The organism is Acinetobacter sp., assembly GCF_041919735.1.
Lineage (GTDB): Bacteria > Pseudomonadota > Gammaproteobacteria > Pseudomonadales > Moraxellaceae > Acinetobacter.
In genome coordinates this window covers 104,668-123,196 of record NZ_JAYRTF010000004.1, presented here as the reverse complement: position 1 = coordinate 123,196, position 18,529 = coordinate 104,668, and the positions used below count along the sequence as shown (strand labels likewise).

Below are 18,529 nucleotides of genomic sequence, written 5' to 3'. Positions count from 1 at the left end.
AACACGGTAATGCCGATTAAACAGGTTTCGCGAATGACAATGGTTTTGCCTACTTTTCCCGAAAGAAAAGTAGGTCGAACCGAAGGTTATGCCAAAGCTTGAATTAATAATAAAAAGACTCCGTACATATCCCTCAGATCATATTTTTCTTATTTAGGCTGCATCCGAATCGCGCCATCCAACCGGATCACTTCACCATTCAAATAACCATTCTCAAAAATATGCCCCACTAAATGCGCAAACTCCTCCGGCTTCGCCAAACGCGGCGGAAACGGCACCATTTGCCCTAAAGCATCCTGCACATTTTGCGGCAAGCCTTTCAGCATCGGCGTTTCCATAATGCCCGGCGCAATCGTCATCACCCGAATCGCTTCACGCGCCATTTCACGCGCCAGCGGCAGCGTCATCGCAACCACAGCGCCTTTAGATGCCGCATACGCCGCCTGACCAATTTGGCCGTCATAGGCCGCCACCGATGCGGTATTCACAATCACACCACGTTCTTCTTCACCGGTTTTCAGCTCATACTTCGCTATTAAACGCGCTGCATAGCGGATCATATTGAATGTTCCAGACACATTAATATTCAGCACTTTTTGAAACATGGCCAGATCATGCAAGCCATCACGGCCCAGCACTTTCGCCGAAGGCGCAATGCCTGCGCAGTTCACCAAGCCATTCAGCTGGCCGTATTTATTTTCGATATGCTGAAAAAATGCTTCGGCGTCCGATTCGCTGGTGACATCCAGCAGCTGAAATTCAGCATGCTCACCTAAGCGGCGCTGCAGCTCGTCACCCATGCTTTGATTCATATCGGCCATAATAACTTTGGCGCCTTGACCCACCAGATAGGTTGCAGTCGCTGCGCCAAGTCCTGACGCGCCGCCGGTAATCACAAATACTTTTCCTTGAATCTTCATTTTATTTTTTCCTAAAAAACTGTTTTTGAAATTCGACTTAAGACACAGAGTAAACATAGAATAATTTGAGTACAATTTCCAAATGCTGCATCCTGTGTGATGTATTTGAACAATATAAAAATGACAGCAATCATTCATGGACAGACACATTGAACGGCAACCACTTTAAAGATTCTTTTAAAGGCACAATATCCATCAGCTTAGTGCAAGAAGCGCTGCACCATGCCGGCATGCGTGGTTTTAACCTCAATGATTTGCTGATGCAGGCCGGCATTGCGCCTGAGCTGCTGCAGTCCGATAAAACCCGTGTTTCTGTTTCGCAATACGCGCAGCTGTGGATTGTGCTGGCAGATGCCATGAATGATGAGTTTTTCGGCATGGACAGCCATGCCATGCGCCGCGGCAGCTATACCTTTCTGTCTCAATCTGTGCTGCAGGCTGAACATGCAGGTCAGGCCCTCAGCCAAATTTTACAGTTTCTGAATTTGCTCTTGGATGATTTCCACAGCAAATATTTTGTGCAGGAAAATTACGCCTACATCATTATTCAGGATCGCGCCGAGCCTAAGCGCATGTTCAGCTATGCCACCTACCTCATGCTGATTCACGGCATGATGTGCTGGCTGTGCGGCCAGCGCGTAGTGCTCAACCGCATCCAGCTGAAATGCGCCGAGCCGGAAGATGACAGTGATTATAAAGTGCGTTTTTGCGATGATATTCAATATCATGCCGAAGAAAATTACATTCAGTTTGATGCCAGCTATTTAGACATTGCCATCAAGCAGGATAAAAAATCATGGCATCAATTTATCCGGCACACCCCTTATAACCTGCTGGTGCGTTTTAAAAATCCAAATGCATTGAGCCATCAAATCCGCAAGCATCTGATACAGACGCCCACAGCCGAATGGGCGGAGCTGGCTGGTTTATCACAGCAGTTCAGCATGTCTGAAGCCACGATGCAGCGCCGGCTAAAGCAGGAAGGCGTCAATTTTCAGCAATTAAAAAATGACATCCGCCGCGATCTTGCGATTGACTTGCTGGAAGATGGCATATGCACGCTGCAAGACATCAGCGAAAAATTGAATTTTCATGATGTCAGCGCCTTTCACCGCGCTTTTAAGAAATGGACTGGCGTCAGTCCGGGCGCTTATCGGCAGAATAAAATTCAGTCATTGTGATCAATTGATGTGGGCTAAAATATCAGTCCATTGATCTTTTCTCTGACACCCATCTTAAGCAAATAAAATTCATTTTTTTAAATCCTGTTGCAATATTTGATTACGCTCACGTGGCTTTTATTGAATCAATCTGGTGAACTTTTTACAGCGTTTAATAAGTTAAATTGATTTTTCTAAGGCTCATTCATCGGAAAATGATGCTCTGTCGCAGATTGTCACTGACTTTCAAAAATTCCCTGTCATAGTTATTTTTGCATATTGTTTTTACATAATATTCAATAAAAACATCATGGAGTGAACGTATGAGCACCCAAGCAAATAAAAAATTAATCACGCATCTCGGATGGCTCTCATTCGTATTATGCAGTCAGCAAGCGCTTGCCGATTCATATATTTATGTGACCAATACCACCCCTGAAACCGTAGCTGTCAATATTAATCACCATGGCACACATACCTTAGTCCAGGGTAGCCAATGGGCACAAGAAGCCACCGAAATTGCACCTTATGAGACCAAACGTGTACTGCGTTATAACCGTTATACCGGAGTAAAATCAGGCCAAACTTATAATTTTGATACTGTGATTACAGGTGGTGGCTCAAGTGTCACCCTAAAACAATCAATGACCGGCACATGGTATGGCAGTGAGATTAAACATTCTGCTTCTGGCAATGATTTTTCAGCCCCATGGTTCAACGATCGTCAGATTCAACGCATTGACACTCGCTATGCCGGGAAATCCGCTCAAACTGCATTTAAAGCAGAATTCACTGGCGGCTATGATGACTTTCACTACACTATTCATCAAAATACCGTACCAGAGTCTGTAGCCAGCAATGCCAATGAATTTAAGGTTTTAACCTACAATATTTATGCGCTGCCTTTAGTTGCCAGTAAAATTAATGAACGCTTAAAGCAACTGCCGCAAAACTTAACAGGCTACGACGCCATTTTATTTCAAGAAACATTTGCTGCTGGCCGTACTGCCATGTTGGCCAAATTAGCACAAGAATATCCCTACCAAACCTATATTCCAGTCGGTTCAGGTTTTAATATTTATGACAGCGGCGTACTGGTCGCAAGTCGCTACCCTATTGTAAAGACAGATCATTTTATTTATCCAAGCTGTACTGGCATTGACTGTTTTGCCGATAAAGGCGTGATTTATGCTGAAATTCTAAAAAATGGCAAAGCGTACCATGTCACCTCAACCCATACCGCCTCGTTTGATACCGATGCATCACGGGATATGCGCCAACAGCAATTTAAATACATCCGCGCATTGGTCGATAAGCAAAATATTCCGTCCTTCGATGCCGTGCTGATGGGCGGTGACTTTAATGTCAATAAGCTTCTCTGGCCGCAAGATTATGCGCAAATGCAAATCAACCTAAATGGTACCGTTCCAGTCAGTACCGGATATACCGAATCGACCTTTGACCCACGGGTCAATAAGCTATCGCAAGCAGGTTTAACTGGTGGCACTACTGTGGAATATTTAGACTATGTGGTGTCATCAAATAATCACCGTCAGCCCTTACAGGCACGTAACGATGTCCGTATTCTTCGCTCTACGGCAGATCCCTTATTTATGACTTGGTATCTCTCTGATCATTTCCCTGTCATGGGTCAATTTCAATACACGCCATAAGGAGTACCTATGAAGCACTTTGGGCTTATCGCTTTAGTGCTGAGTTTATTGGTGATTGGTGTGGTGATATGGTTGGGGCTTGGTCCATCATATGCCACATCAGATCAAACTCAGACCTCTTTACAGCCCCTTACAAAAACGGGCCAACCAAATGACTTACAAGAAAAACTTGCGAATGCAAACCATGATGAGTCAAAAATGCAACAAAAACAGCAGCAAGAATCGATCAAACACCTTATTCAAATTTTTCAAAAAAATCCGGGAAATATCAAACAGCTCCTGACCCAGCTACAGCAAATCTGTCCGGACACAAACTGTCAGACATTATTCAAACAGGTATTGGCTGAATATCCAGACCAACAGTTTGCCCAAACTTTAGAACAACTGATAGAACGTCTACCGCTGTATGAAAAAGAAATGCAAACTAAAGTTATGTCGACACAAATAGCACCACAACAGCGTTATCAGGAGATTTGGGATTTACGTGAGCGGACTTTGGGGCAAAAAGAAACCCTGCTCGGTTTTGGAGCAGAAAAAGAATTTGCTCATTATCAGTTTGCCTATGGCGAACTCTTGAACCGAGCAGCAGAAATGACATTACAGCAACGTCTGAGTGAACTTGCGCAGCTCCAACAACAGTACCCAAACCCGAGCCAAAATATTGATGGTCAAAGCGGCAGTTATGATAAAGCCCTAAAATTGGCTTTAATTGGCATCACAGACCCAATCCAACAACAGCAAATTACCGAACAAATTCGTAACCGTTACTTTTCAGGCAAAGAAGCCGCTCAATTGGCCGAATGTGAACAACAAATTGCTCAACAGCAACAACAAGTGACTAATTATCAAACCGAACTTGCAGCGTTAAAGCAAGAAATGAACCAACAAAAACACAACTTGCCAGAGAGTACCTGGCAACAGCAATATCAATTACGATTAGAACAACTGCGGCAAAAGCATTTTAATTAATGACTTACAATGTCATCATTTCAACTCATGCAAAAAATTATCGCTAAAGCAAAATGATGCTCCTAATATTGCTTTAGCTTGTGGCTACCTATTTCAAGGACATGATTTTTTAATTTTAGTAGGTGTAATTTGCACTACAAAATATTCCAACTGCACTTAGATTTTATAAACCGAGCGCTTTCATCGCATTAAACCAAGTACTGTAAACACCCCCGTACCATAAGGCCCCAAAAAAGCTATAAGCGAAGAAGTCAAGCCTCCACGATTGTGTATTTCCCCTAAAAAGCTACCTATAAAAATAATAGGAATAGAATTCAATCACTTACTAAAACGACTAAGCATTCATCTGAATATTATTGCACTATTCACTTATTTGGGTTATTTTTTATCCAATTTTAAAGCATTCTTTAATGCTTATTTTTCGGCTGTACTCCCTGTTTAATCACCTTATTTCTTTTAAAGGTATGACATGCTTAAAATGATTGATGTCCTCGATCAACGTTTAGTGCAAGACTTTACTCAAGCTTTGCAATCTCCTACTCCACAATTTGAAGAGCAACTAAATCAAGGCATTCTGGAAGCATCAGACTGTGACTTAAATCGTGCGGTGACTACATTTTTTAATGAAGTTAATGCGATTGAAGCTGCTCAAGCGCTTGATATTAGCGTAGACCGTATTCAAGCACTTCAATTAGGTGCATCTTTTAAAGATGAACAATATTTAGCGGATCTAAAGAAAATTGTGACGCTGTGTCTTGCTGTTGAAACTGATGCACTGCATCAAGTTGAAGTCTTTGACAGTTTGCAAGATTACCCAATGTAATCTGTACATTCAAAAAAAGCGGCTTATGCCGCTTTTTTGTGATTACACCTAAAATATACAAATATAGTAAAGCTAGAATTGGCTCAATCTATATAAATGTCTTTTGACTATTTACTTTAACAATTAGTGCTGCCATTGCCCTAAAGTGACACGATCATTACCACCATAGTCTTTCACGGTACGAACATCACGGTAGCCTGCTTGTAAGAACAGATGTCTTACCGCATCACCTTGGTCATATCCATGCTCAAGCACTACCCAACCATTTACCGTTAAGTGCTTTTTAGCTTGCTGAATAATCTGTTCCAAATCAGCCAATCCATGATTATCTGCAACCAATGCCCGCTCAGGTTCGGTCGCAAGATCTTGCATGTGAATATCATCGGCATCGATATACGGTGGATTCGATACAATCACATCAAAAAAGGCACGACCAAAAGGTTTTAACCATGAACCCAATACAAATTGTACATGTTCAAGATCATGCTTCTTCGCATTAAACTCAGCCACCTCTAAAGTTGGCTCGTAAATATCCGAAGCTGCCACTGACCAATTTGGGCGTTCACTGGCTAAAGACAGCGCAATCGCACCTGTTCCTGTTCCCAAATCGACTACGCGTGCATCTTCTGGGAGGTCCAAACGCAATACAGTTTCGACTAAAACTTCAGTATCTGGACGCGGCACCAAAGTATCTTTGGTCACTTTTAGATCTAAAGTCCAAAATGGCTGTGAACCTGTGACATAAGCCAAAGGTTCACCCACTGCGATACGTGCAAGCGCAGCAACATATTGCTGTTCTTGCTCGGTAGTCAGTTCCTGATCCTTTTTCATGATTAAATCAAAAGAATCAATTTTAGTGATGTGTTCTAACAACCACGTATTTTCCTGACGCTCATAGCTTTCAGGTTCACCACGGTAGGCCAAAGCCTGTGCAATATTCATTAGCCACCATTCTGCTGTGCTAATAATGCCAATTGATCGGCTTGATATTCACGATGCAAGCTATCCAGCAATTCTGTTAAATCACCTTCCATCACTGCATCTAGCTTATATAAAGTCAGGTTAATGCGGTGGTCGGTCATACGTCCTTGCGGATAGTTATAAGTACGGATACGTTCTGAACGGTCACCTGAACCGACTAGATCACGGCGCATTTCAGAAGTCGCCGCATCAGCTGCTGCGCGTTTAGCATTTTCAAGGCGTGAAACCAACAGCGCCATCGCTTTGGCTTTGTTTTTATGCTGCGAACGTTCATCCTGACATTCCACGACTGTACCCGTTGGAAGGTGGGTAATACGCACCGCAGAATCGGTTTTGTTAATGTGCTGACCGCCCGCGCCGGATGCACGGTAAGTATCAATACGCAATTCCGAAGGGTTGATTTCAACAGTGGTATCGACGTCAATTTCAGGCAGAATCGCAACTGTACAAGCGGAAGTATGCACACGGCCTTGTGATTCCGTTGCCGGCACACGTTGCACACGGTGTGCGCCGCTTTCAAACTTTAAGCGGCCATAGACACCTTCGCCATTGATTAAGCAGATGACTTCTTTATAGCCGCCGTGTTCGCCATCATTTTCAGACAAGATTTCAAGACGCCAGCCCTGTGTTTCAGCATATTTGCTATACATGCGGAATAAATCGCCTGAGAAAATCGCCGCTTCATCACCGCCCGTTCCGGCACGAATTTCCAGATATGCAGAGTTGGCGTCATTCGGGTCTTTCGGAATCATTAAAATATTTAAGTCCGCTTCCAGCGATTCAATTAAAGCTTTATTTTCTTTAATTTCTTCTTGCGCCATTTCCTTAAAATCAGGATCTGACAGCATGGCTTCTGCCGTTTCAATATCTTCTTCCGCTTGGCGATATTTCTGCCACACTTCCGTAATTTCGCTTAAATCACTGTGCTCGCGTGACAGCTGGCGAAAGCGTTTATTGTCTGAAATCACTTCAGCATCCGCGAGCAAGGCATTTAATTCTTCGTGACGGTCAGATAACTGATCTAAGCGCAAGCGCAGCGATTCTTTCATTGTTCAAAATATCTCAATACAGCCTGTTCAATGGCATCCGCCCGAACAGATCATTCTAAAAATTGCGCTTAGTTTAACGATTCTGGGTTTTAAATGACATCTTTATTGATGCGGCAGAGCCAAACTTGCACAAACAGCCATGCATGCAACTCAAGATTTCAGCGGACCAATGCAAAACTTAAGCTTCGCTTCACCTTGGAGCGCTATATTTTTTAAAATGTGCCAATGTTTTATTTCTGCTTTAAGCCTAGTTTTCTGCTAGATCTATTCACAATCCGGTGAGATTGATTATTTTTAAATCGGGTTTTTCACATTTGTTACAAAGCTAAACAATGCAGACACTAAAGCACAGCATTTTCCAGAAGACTCTCCATATTTTCAGGGAATCGTTTTGTTACATTTAGCTCATCGCAGATATTACAACAGTCCAAAAGAATTGGACATGGAGTGAACCATGAAACTGAATGCTATTTTATTAAGTACTGCCTTGGCAGCAACTTCAATGTTTACTGTAAGCGCACATGCCGACAGCACTACCCGCGTCGCTGCAGCCAGCGCTCTAGGCAGTGTAGCAGGTACAGCTATTGGTAAAAATATGGGCGGCAATACTGGCGCAACAATTGGTGCAGCGTTAGGCGGCGCTGGTGGCGCAGCAGTTGCAAGTGACCGCCGCAACCGTACAGAATCTGCTATTGGCGGCGCAATCGGCGGCGGTGCAGGCTACACTGTAGGTAAAAGCATGGGCGGCACCAACGGCGGCTATGTCGGCTCAGCTCTCGGCGCAGCTGGCGGCGCGGCTTTAGGCAACAAAATTTCTAAAGATAAATCAAGCAGCTATTACAGCAAAAAACATCACAGAAAGCATCGCCATCACTAAGACTGCAATGCTGATACAGCAAAAGATAAAGAGCACCTTCGGGTGCTTTTTTATCGCGCATGCATTTACCGCCGAACAGCAAAAAACCAGTTCAAATGAATGGCAAAGCCCAAAATATAAATCACCTATTCAGTGAATAGTCTAATTATGTAGAAACTTTGCAGAAGATTTACAGAGCCATTACCAAAGATATCATTTTTGCAATATTGCTCTTCACGATCTTTTCTACATTTTTGCTTACAGTTATTTCAAGACATACATGATGTGCTCTCAGGAGTTTAACAATGAAAATCAATAAATATATTTTAGGTGCTGTAATCGCTGCTTCTGCATTCACAATGACTGCTGCAAATGCAGGCAATACCACCAATACCGCTTTGACTTCAGCGCTTGGCGGTGTCGTTGGTGCAGCCGTTGGTAAACAAATGGGCGGCACAACTGGCGCAATGATAGGTTCAGCAATCGGCGGCGGTGCCGGCGCAGCCGTTTCAGCTGACCGCCGTGACCGCAATGGCGCCATTATCGGCGGTGCGCTTGGCGGTGCTGGCGGCTATACCGTGGGTAAAAATATGGGCGGTACAAATGGCGGCTACATTGGTGCAGCAGCAGGCTCTGCCGGCGGTGCACTGTTAGGTAAAAAAGTCAGCGAAGACCGCCGTTACGATGATGAGCGTTATGATCGCTATGACCGTTACGACCGCTATGACCGCGGCTACCGCTCAAATAACTACCGTTATAATGACCGCGGTTATTACGGCCATGACAATGGCCGCCACTTAGGCCATTATAAAAATGGCAAACGCCATTAATTACAGTTGAAGCGGCCTCATGGATGTCGGTTAAAAATCCAGATGCAATGCAATTAAAAAAGCGCCAAAAGGCGCTTTTTTAATGCCTCATGATTAATCCCTGACAGCAAGCCTGCCCTCAATGCAGCATTCACAATAGTTCTTTAACCACTGTCACCCCAAATGGCAGCATATCGAGACACCTTCTTTCATTGCATATTCCATCTATGATGTATAGAAGCCAGCGTAAAGGATGCTGAATTGTTTCCATTGACTAAAACCCCATATCGCTCCGCAGCAGATTTTCACGCTTAAACCAGTCAGCCCAAAAGTCACAATCACGCATTTTTTACAGTTCAGCACAACACGCATCCGCGCCAATACGTTGAATGCAAGCTGTAAGCGCAGCCGTATCCAATCAAAATCTCATCAGCTTAAAATTATCCCTACCCAGTGTTTATTTCCTACAATTAAATGGAAGCTGCAACTATATAGTACGCCTATACTCGCAGTGAAAACCGCTGCAATATCCTATCATTCCCACTTGAAGTGATTTAAACCCGCATCTGCGTACAGCCGCCAAAAGGCTAAAATGGATAGCACAAGCCATATATCGAATTAAATCGATATACAACATCCAACTTATATCGTATTATTTCGATATAAATATTGAAAGAGAACTGCTATGCGTTCATTGCATGAGACCAAATTTTCGATCTTAGAACTCGCGCCAGTCCTAGAGAATAAAAGCATTCAAGATGCCCTGCATCAGGCTTTAGCGCTCACCCAGCAGGCTGAAAAATTAGGCTATGAGCGCGTTTGGCTCGCAGAACATCATAATATGTCCGGCATCGCCAGTTCAGCCACATCCGTATTGCTCGGATATCTGCTGGCAAACACCTCCAGCATCAAAGTCGGTTCTGGCGGGGTCATGCTGCCCAACCACGCGCCCTTGGTGATTGCAGAGCAGTTCGGCACCTTAGAAACGCTTTATCCAGGACGCATTGAACTGGGCTTAGGCCGTGCACCCGGCACCGATCAAGCAACCATGCGCGCCTTGCGCCGCGGCCATCAGGAAACAGAAGATCAGTTCCCGCGTGACGTTGCTGAAATTTTGCAATATTTTAAAGATCCGGTTCCCAATCAGCGCATTATTGCGACCCCCGGACAAAGCACGCACGTTCCTGTTTGGCTTTTGGGTTCGAGCCTATTCAGCGCGCAATTAGCCGCGCAATTAGGGCTGCCGTATTCTTTTGCCTCACATTTTGCGCCGCGCATGCTGGGTCAAGCCATTCAGCTATATAGAGACAATTTCACCCCATCAGAATATTTAGATAAGCCTTATATTTCTATGGGTGTGCCGACAATTATTGCAGAAACAACTGAAGAAGCTGAATATCTGGCTTCAACCCCATATCAGCGCATTTTGAGCATGATCCGCGGAACACGCGGCAAACTCAAGCCGCCAGTCGACAATATTCATGAACTTTACTCCCCTGCAGAAAAGCAATATATCGACAATTTTTATGCAGTTGCTCAAATCGGCTCGCCTGAAAAAGTCAAAGCGGGCTTAAACGCCTTGCTGGAAAAATATGATGTCGATGAATTTATTTTCACCTGCGATATTTATGACACCGAAAAACGTCTGAAAAGCTTTGAATACCTTATGCAGATCCGCAATCAAGCGCTTTAATTTTATTCAAAAAATAGGCCAAAGCAGCGCTGCATGCCGTGCTTTGGCTTTTCCTGCTCCGGCAAAATCCCTGCTCTGCAATCCCTCAGCCCATCCACGCAAATCTATAAAATCACACCCAGATAAATATGCATTAAGCAACGCAATCCTTAAAATCAGCGTTGCTTTCCAGATGCTTTTCAGCATAATCAAACCAGAACAATGAAAAATGAACTTCAGGATCTGCGTATGAACCAATATATCAATAAACCTACTCCTGCTTTTGTGGCTGCCAGCTGGGTGGCCTTATTGGCTGGCGGCGCGGCTTACTGCATTGGCCTGTTCAATGCCGATATGCTGTTGAATGAAAAAGGCTATTATCTGATTTTGATTCTTTATGGCTTATTTGCCTCTGTTTCCCTGCAAAAAATCATTCGAGATAAACTCGAAGGCGTCCATGTGACGCATATTTATTATGGGCTTTGCTGGGCTTCGGTTGCGATCTGCGTTTTTCTGCTGGGTGTCGGCCTATTCAATGCAACTTTGGCTTTAAGTGAAAAAGGCTTTTATATCATGTCTTTTTTGCTCAGCCTGTTCGGCGCTGTAGCAGTGCAAAAAAATATCCGCGATATGGAATATTTGCGCCAGCACAATCAAACTGAACTGCTTGAGCTCAACAGCGCCAAAAATCTTTCTGAAAATGATGAGCATTAAAAATGAAGCTGTCAGAAAAACAGCGTTGCTTACAATAAACCTCAACCTCATCAGCTCATCTATCAAATTGCTGAACAGTCGTCATTGCGCCTCAAAAATGCCAGTTAGCGGCTGCGCAAGATAACGCTTCACAGCGATGACTGTTCAGATTCAATTCTTTACTTTACCTGCCGCAGATTCTCCGCTATCAATAAGGCTATAAATAACTCAAACGATATAAAACAAAATAACGGACGATTTGTATGAACTCATTTGAAAAGGATGCCCCGCCAGTCTTTAAAAACACACTTCAAGACTATGCAGAGTTTGAAGGTGAATTAATCCAATCCAGCCACATCAAGCAAACAGATTTTACCGGCAAGCATGTTGCGATCATTGATATTGATCAAAGCTCAGCTTCGGCGCTGTCCGAAATTTGCAATCAAGCCAATCAAGTCGCTGTGTTTCAGATTTATCCGCATTTTGTTTTGCCTAAAACAGAACGCTTGACACATAAGCTGATCCAGCATCCGCTATTTGCCAAAAACCGCCGGCTGTTCAACAACCGCATCAAAAGCCTTTTGGCCTTGCGCTTCCTGGAAGATCAAGTCAAAGACACTTGGCTGAAGCACTTGTTAATGCCCAATACCGCAGATCAACACAAAACCTTTCTTAAAGCGGATCTGTATTACGCCTCTTTGCAGCGCGCCAACTGCACGCTGGTTACATGGCCTATTGTTAAAATTCATGGCAATGGCATTCAAGCGGTAAATGGTCATCTTTATACTTGTGACTGCATTATTTTCAATACAGACACCAAGATGTAATGACATTTGCAGCACAATATTCAGTGTTTTTAGATTTGCATCATCAAGCCAGTCTGCTCTGCGCTCTTAAAATACTGAATATTTCATGCAATAAAAAAAATGAAAAATCATTGAAATTTAACTGCATCAAACACTTCTTTTTGTGCTGTGCTTTTAAAGCGGCGGTTTCTTTTCCAAGTACGTCTTTAGAGACGCGACGATACAGGCAATAGCTCCATACCAGCCTAAATCAGAAGTATTTCCTAACCTCATTTGAGATGATGCTGAAAAACTGACGCAGCATTTTGGTTATCCAATAAGCAGTCAAAAAGCATTTCGATATAAAATGAAAGAAATATAGGTATTTTATTTAGACATAGTCATACTATTTATATATTAATAAATAGCTTATTTTTATAATAAATGGGCTGCATCAAGCAGCCCATTTCTTCATCCAGCCTCTCTCAACGCTTAGCCAATGCGGCGTTTCAAGCCTGTCATTTGCAGTACGCGGGTCGAAATTTCTTCAATCGACATCTCAGAAACATTCAAATATTTAATGCCTTCTGAAATATAGATGCCTTCAATTGCGCGCAATTCCATTTGGCATTGGTTAAAACTTGCATAGCGGCTGTTCGCTTTTCGCTCACTTCGGATGGCTACTAAGCGTTCAGCATCGATCATTAAGCCGAAAAGTTTTTGTTTATGCGGACGAAGTACAGCCGGCAAGCGGTTATCGTCTAAATCCTCTTCAGTCAGCGGGTAATTCGCCACACGGATTCCAAATTGCAGCGACAAGTAAATGGAAGTCGGTGTTTTACCGGAACGCGACACCCCAATTAAGATCAAATCCGCCTTGTCATAATGCCGCGTACGCGCGCCATCATCATTGTCCAAAGCAAAATGCACAGCATCAATACGGGCCTTATAAGACTCAGAATCCGTCACGGCATGGGTTTGTCCGACTAAAGTAGTAGGAGATGTGCCCAACTCATCCGATAACTTGCTGATAAGCCCTTCAAAAACATCAAGATTTACAGCATCCGCAGTGTTGATAATATCACGCACAAAGGGGTCAACCAGCGTATCAAACACCAGCGGCTTCTGACCGTCTTTTTGCGCCCGCAGATTGATCTCCGCAACAACGTTTGTGGCGGCTTCTTCAGTCGTAATATAAGGGATAATATGAATGTCAAAATCAACATGCGGAAACTGCGCTAACAGCGAGTGTCCAAGGGTTTCAGCAGTAATCGCCGTACCATCGGAAATAAAAAAAACACTGCGCTGAATTTGTTTACCTTCTGACATTAAAATTCTCCTCAAATGTTTGTCTAAGTGCTATATAATCTTTATAGTAAGCCATCTTACATGACTATCACTTAGTTGAATCAAAAAGCTAAGTTTTTTGTTATAATTTAATGCCAAGATAGTGATTAATACTGCAAAAGTGGAGTAACAACTTTGGAAGCGCGCGTAATTGGTCTAGAAAAGTTAGGTAAACACGACGTAGAACTCGTGGGCGGCAAAAACTCATCACTGGGTGAAATGATCAGCCATTTAGCAAATGCTGGTGTTTCCGTACCAGGCGGTTTTGCCACTACTGCCGGTGCTTACCGTGAATTCCTTGAGAAAAGCGGACTGAACGCTAAAATTAATGCAGAGCTTGCAGCGCTTGACGTTGATGACGTAAATGCTCTTGCTGAAACTGGCGCTAAAATCCGCCAATGGATTGTCGACTCTCCTCTTACTCCTGAGCTGGAAAAAGAAGTCCGTGACGCTTTTGCAGAACTTTCAAACGGCAACCCTGACATCGCGGTTGCCGTTCGCTCATCCGCAACTGCAGAAGATTTGCCAGATGCATCATTTGCTGGCCAGCAAGAAACTTTCTTAAATATCCGCGGCATCGACAACGTTCTGATCGCGATTAAAGAAGTTTTCGCTTCACTTTATAATGACCGCGCAATCTCTTACCGTGTACACCAAAACTTTGCTCACGATGTTGTTGCATTGTCTGCAGGCATTCAGCGCATGGTTCGTTCTGAAACTGGCGCTGCGGGTGTAATGTTCACTCTAGATACAGAATCAGGCTTCCGTGAAGCTGTATTCATTACCGCATCTTACGGTTTGGGTGAAATGGTTGTGCAAGGCGCAGTAAACCCTGACGAATTCTATATTTCAAAACCGCTTCTTAGAAACGGCAAACACTCAATCCTGCGCCGCAACTTAGGCTCTAAACACCAAAAAATGATTTACGGTGAAGAAGGCGCTGCAGGCAAATCAGTAGTTGTGGTTGACGTTGAAAAAGCGGATCGCCAGCAATTTGCATTAAACGATCACGAACTTCAAGAATTAGCAAAACAAGCGCTGATCATTGAAGAACACTATCAAGCGCCGATGGACATCGAATGGGCGAAAGATGGCGACGACGGTCAAATCTACATCGTTCAAGCACGTCCTGAAACAGTAAAAAGCCGTGAAAATGTTGGCACAATGGAACGCTACCTGTTAAAACAAAAAGGTACTGTGATTTGTGAAGGCCGTTCAATCGGTCAGCGTATCGGTTCTGGTAAAGTCCGCGTTGTAACGTCTATTAAAGAAATGGACAAAGTACAAGACGGCGACGTTCTTGTATCTGACATGACTGACCCGGATTGGGAACCAGTAATGAAACGTGCAGCAGCGATTGTGACTAACCGCGGCGGCCGTACTTGCCACGCAGCGATCATTGCGCGTGAACTTGGTGTTCCAGCGATTGTAGGCTGCGGCAATGCAACTGAAGTATTGACTGATGGTCAAGAAGTGACTGTTTCTTGCGCTGAAGGTGATACTGGCTTCATTTACGAAGGTTCTTTAGATTTCGAAATCCAAAAGAACTCGATTGAATCTATGCCTAAACTTCCGTTCAAAATCATGATGAACGTAGGTAACCCTGACCGCGCATTTGACTTCGCTCAAATTCCAAACGAAGGTATCGGCCTTGCTCGCCTAGAATTCATCATCAACCGCATGATTGGCGTGCATCCTAAAGCGCTGCTGAACATTGACAGCCTTCCGCGCGAAACTCGTGCAGCTGTAATGGCGCGTACTGCAGGCTACTCTTCTCCAATCGAATTCTATGTTGAAAAATTGGTTGAAGGTATTTCTACACTTGCAGCTGCATTTGCAGACAAACCAGTAATTGTCCGCATGTCTGACTTCAAGTCTAACGAATATGCAAACCTGATCGGCGGCAAACTGTACGAACCTGAAGAAGAAAACCCAATGCTGGGCTTCCGCGGTGCGAGCCGTTATGTTTCTGACAACTTCCGTGACTGTTTCGAATTAGAATGCCGCGCATTGAAAAAAGCGCGTGATGAAATGGGTCTAACCAATATCCAAATCATGATTCCATTCGTCCGTACTGTAAATGAAGCAAAACGCGTAATCGAATTATTGGGTCAAAATGGTCTTAAGCGCGGTGAAAACGGCCTTAAAGTGATCATGATGTGTGAACTTCCAACAAACGCATTATTGGCTGAACAATTCCTTGAGCACTTCGATGGCTTCTCTATCGGTTCAAATGACTTGACTCAGTTAACACTCGGTCTAGACCGTGACTCAGGCATCGTATCTCACCTGTTTGACGAACGTGACCCAGCTGTAAAAGCGCTTCTTTCAATGGCGATCCATGCTTGCCGTAAAGCTGGCAAATATGTCGGCATTTGCGGTCAAGGCCCTTCCGACCATCCTGACCTTGCAAAATGGCTCATGGAACAAGGCATTGAATCTGTTTCACTTAACCCAGACTCAGTCTTAGACACATGGTTCTTCCTGTCTGAAGAAAAAGCTCAACAAGCTTAAGATTCTGTGTTAAAAAAAGACCCACACGTGGGTCTTTTTTTTCATCTATACTTTTTATATACGTTTTTTGAGATTTTAGTTTTATGCAAATTTACTTGGCGCGAAATAATCAGCAAGCCGGACCATACAGCCTCGAGCAAGTCAATCAGATGCTTGCCAGCCAGCAAGTGCTTTTGACTGATCTTGCATGGCACCAAGGCATGGCTGAATGGAAAGCTTTAGGTGAACTCACCCAAGGAAAATCCGCATACCATCCTGAAGGATATAATGCGCCTGCAGCTGAACAGCCATTTGCCAATTCAAATACTGCCGGATCAGCAGCTCAAACAGCGCCTGCTCAAAATGCGCAAGCTCGAAGCGCAGCCAAACCCAATGCATCCCAGCAAGTTCTTGCTTCCATTCCTAGCCGTGTATTGGCCAAAATTGCCGATCTGCTGCTTTGGGTGCCCGCGACTTACATTTTGACCGGTTTCTTTTCCAAAGAAGAAGCGCAGCAGTTCAACACTTTGAACATTCAGTTTATGGATGCTGTTTTCGGCACCGCAGCCAACCCGGTTGCAGCGCAAGAATTGCAAACCCAAATGATTGAGATGTTTTCTCAGCAGGCGTGGTTTGCCATGGGCGCATATCTCTTTATCATGCTTGCGGTACAGGCGGTTCTGATTGCCAAAACAGGCCAATCGATAGGTAAAAAAATCACCAAAATTAAGATTGTAGATGCAGAAACCGGAGAAAAAACCTCACTGATGCGCGCTTTCACTTTGCGCAGCGTTCTGTTCATTTTCCTGAATTTTGTTTTTTTATTCATTGCAATTATTGATCTTGCTTTCGGTCTTGGCGCAAAACGTCAAACACTGCATGATAAAATTGCGAAAACCAAGGTCATAAAGCAATAATTATCTGCTTTTTTAAAAGGGATGTTTTTTTCATCCCTTCCCCTCCAGCACATTGAAATTAAAATAAAAAATTAAAAAAAACCCTAAATTCCGACTAGAAAAATCGGTTTTTATACCAGCCATTTAAAGCACCTTTATGTATAGCTTAGTTGACCGATATGAGGCATAATGCCCTACAACGTAGCGGTGTCTCATGATTGAGAAGGATTTTCTATGTCTAAAAGAAAAGTTCTCAATCATGCGACACTATAATCGCTATCCCATATTTAATTAGGGAATGGGACTCTTCACCGAGGTTGTAAAATGAGACAAACGATTTTAGCTGTATTGTCTTTATCTGCGATGGCTGCACTCCTAACAGGATGCGGCGGTGATATGGTACTTCTAAACTCAAAAGGTCCAGTAGCACAAGGTCAATCAAACCTTATGATGACTGCGATCTATTTAATGCTATTAGTGGTGATTCCATCAGCACTTATGGCTCTGTGGTTTGGCTGGAAATATCGCGCATCGAATAAAGATGCAGACTATAAACCTACATGGGCGCACTCTACTGCGATTGAAGTTGTAGTATGGGGTGTTCCTGTCATTATTATTGGTATTTTAGCTTGGTTAACTTGGTGGGGTTCCCACAAGTATGACCCATACCGTCCAATCGAGTCAGACAAAGCTCCTTTGACTGTGCAAGTTATTGCTGAACAGTTCAAATGGATCTTCATCTACCCAGAACAAAACATTGCGACTGTTAACGAACTTCGTTTCCCAGAGAAAACTCCGGTAAGCTTGCGTTTAACGTCTAACTTCACAATGAACTCGTTCTTTATCCCTGCATTATCTGGTCAGATTTATGCAATGGCGGGTATGCAGACTCACCTGAACTTCTTAGCAAATGAAACCAGCCCAGCTGAAGGCTACCGCGGTTTCTCTTCTAACTACTCAGGTTATGGCTTCTCACAAATGCGCTTCCGCGCTCACTCTGTGACAGATGCTCAGTTTGCTGAATGGGTAAATGCAGTTAAAGCTGGTAACGGTACTTCAATCAACCCTAACGCAGTTCAAAAAACTGTTTTAGACCAAGCTGAATTTGCAACTTTACGTGACGGTAACCGCTCTAAGCTTCAAATCGAAGCAATGGTTGCGCACGCTGAAACTGAAAAGCAAAAAGAAGCAGCAGCTCTAGCTGAAGCAGAAGGTCCTTATCCTACTAAGCCACACCCTGTGACTTATTACTCTTCAGTAGAACCTAAATTGTTCGAATCTGTCATTAACAAATACATGAGCAACTACCACGGTGCTGATCACTCAGCAGCGGGTCATGAAGCAGCTGCTTCTGAAGCTCATGCAAATGCAGATCATGCGACTGCTTCTGTAGGGGAATAAGA

At 43.7% G+C, this 18,529-nt stretch carries 17 protein-coding genes; 12 read left to right on the top strand and 5 right to left on the bottom strand.

The window, feature by feature from the left end; all coding sequences use genetic code 11:
* Positions 1–149 precede the first annotated feature (149 nt).
* Positions 150–920, bottom strand: coding sequence for a 3-hydroxyacyl-CoA dehydrogenase (locus ACE3T3_RS03795; RefSeq protein WP_374664207.1), 771 nt, complete (start codon positions 918–920; stop codon positions 150–152).
* A 149-nt stretch (positions 921–1,069) separates the two neighbouring features.
* Here ACE3T3_RS03795 and ACE3T3_RS03790 point away from each other — a divergent pair, with 149 nt between their 5' ends.
* From ACE3T3_RS03790 to ACE3T3_RS03775, 4 genes are all read left to right on the top strand, one after another.
* Positions 1,070–2,101: an AraC family transcriptional regulator gene (locus ACE3T3_RS03790; protein ID WP_374664302.1), complete on the top strand. Its 1,032-nt coding sequence runs from the start codon at positions 1,070–1,072 to the stop codon at positions 2,099–2,101.
* A 302-nt stretch (positions 2,102–2,403) separates the two neighbouring features.
* A complete protein-coding gene (locus ACE3T3_RS03785; protein ID WP_374664205.1) occupies positions 2,404–3,753 on the top strand; it encodes a sphingomyelin phosphodiesterase in 1,350 nt (449 codons plus the stop codon).
* Between the two features lie 9 nt (positions 3,754–3,762).
* Entirely contained in the window at positions 3,763–4,722 is a 960-nt protein-coding gene (locus ACE3T3_RS03780) for a lipase secretion chaperone (protein ID WP_374664203.1), read from the top strand.
* Positions 4,723–5,191: 469 nt separating this feature from the next.
* Positions 5,192–5,545, top strand: a complete 354-nt coding sequence (locus ACE3T3_RS03775) for a hypothetical protein (RefSeq protein ID WP_374664201.1) — start codon at positions 5,192–5,194, stop codon at positions 5,543–5,545.
* Positions 5,546–5,668: 123 nt separating this feature from the next.
* Here ACE3T3_RS03775 and prmC read toward each other — a convergent pair whose 3' ends face one another.
* Positions 5,669–6,487, bottom strand: a complete 819-nt coding sequence (prmC, locus tag ACE3T3_RS03770) for a peptide chain release factor N(5)-glutamine methyltransferase (RefSeq protein ID WP_374664199.1) — start codon at positions 6,485–6,487, stop codon at positions 5,669–5,671.
* Positions 6,487–7,575 carry a peptide chain release factor 1 gene (prfA, locus tag ACE3T3_RS03765; protein WP_374664198.1) on the bottom strand — a complete coding sequence of 363 codons (1,089 nt, stop codon included), beginning with the start codon at positions 7,573–7,575 and terminating at the stop codon, positions 6,487–6,489. Before prfA ends, prmC begins: the two co-directional genes overlap by 1 nt.
* 454 nt (positions 7,576–8,029) lie before the next feature.
* Here prfA and ACE3T3_RS03760 point away from each other — a divergent pair, with 454 nt between their 5' ends.
* The 3 genes from ACE3T3_RS03760 (at position 8,030) to ACE3T3_RS03750 (ending at position 10,933) form a co-directional block, all read left to right on the top strand.
* The gene (locus tag ACE3T3_RS03760) at positions 8,030–8,452 is read left to right on the top strand and encodes a glycine zipper domain-containing protein (protein WP_374664196.1); all 423 of its coding nucleotides are present in this window, start codon (positions 8,030–8,032) and stop codon (positions 8,450–8,452) included.
* 284 nt (positions 8,453–8,736) lie between these two features.
* Positions 8,737–9,261, top strand: coding sequence for a hypothetical protein (locus ACE3T3_RS03755; RefSeq protein WP_374664194.1), 525 nt, complete (start codon positions 8,737–8,739; stop codon positions 9,259–9,261).
* 664 nt (positions 9,262–9,925) lie between these two features.
* Positions 9,926–10,933 carry an LLM class flavin-dependent oxidoreductase gene (locus ACE3T3_RS03750; protein ID WP_374664192.1) on the top strand — a complete coding sequence of 336 codons (1,008 nt, stop codon included), beginning with the start codon at positions 9,926–9,928 and terminating at the stop codon, positions 10,931–10,933.
* A gap of 6 nt (positions 10,934–10,939) precedes the next feature.
* Here ACE3T3_RS03750 and ACE3T3_RS03745 read toward each other — a convergent pair whose 3' ends face one another.
* A complete protein-coding gene (locus ACE3T3_RS03745; RefSeq protein WP_374664190.1) occupies positions 10,940–11,119 on the bottom strand; it encodes a hypothetical protein in 180 nt (59 codons plus the stop codon).
* Between the two features lie 42 nt (positions 11,120–11,161).
* Here ACE3T3_RS03745 and yiaA point away from each other — a divergent pair, with 42 nt between their 5' ends.
* Both yiaA and ACE3T3_RS03735 read left to right on the top strand, forming a co-directional pair.
* Complete coding sequence (gene yiaA, locus ACE3T3_RS03740) at positions 11,162–11,626, top strand: inner membrane protein YiaA (protein WP_374664188.1); 465 nt, start codon at positions 11,162–11,164, stop codon at positions 11,624–11,626.
* A gap of 242 nt (positions 11,627–11,868) precedes the next feature.
* Positions 11,869–12,432, top strand: coding sequence for a flavoprotein (locus ACE3T3_RS03735; protein ID WP_374664187.1), 564 nt, complete (start codon positions 11,869–11,871; stop codon positions 12,430–12,432).
* Positions 12,433–12,882: 450 nt separating this feature from the next.
* Here the strand turns inward: ACE3T3_RS03735 and ACE3T3_RS03730 are convergent, their stop codons facing one another.
* Entirely contained in the window at positions 12,883–13,719 is an 837-nt protein-coding gene (locus ACE3T3_RS03730; RefSeq protein WP_374664185.1) for a pyruvate, water dikinase regulatory protein, read from the bottom strand.
* 153 nt (positions 13,720–13,872) lie between these two features.
* Here ACE3T3_RS03730 and ppsA point away from each other — a divergent pair, with 153 nt between their 5' ends.
* From ppsA to cyoA, 3 genes are all read left to right on the top strand, one after another.
* A complete protein-coding gene (ppsA, locus tag ACE3T3_RS03725; protein ID WP_374664182.1) occupies positions 13,873–16,251 on the top strand; it encodes a phosphoenolpyruvate synthase in 2,379 nt (792 codons plus the stop codon).
* Positions 16,252–16,334: 83 nt separating this feature from the next.
* Positions 16,335–17,147, top strand: a complete 813-nt coding sequence (locus ACE3T3_RS03720; protein ID WP_374664180.1) for an RDD family protein — start codon at positions 16,335–16,337, stop codon at positions 17,145–17,147.
* Positions 17,148–17,450: 303 nt separating this feature from the next.
* Positions 17,451–18,527 (top strand): ubiquinol oxidase subunit II, encoded by a 1,077-nt coding sequence (gene cyoA / locus ACE3T3_RS03715; RefSeq protein WP_374664178.1) that lies wholly within the window; start codon positions 17,451–17,453, stop codon positions 18,525–18,527.
* Positions 18,528–18,529: the final 2 nt, after the last annotated feature.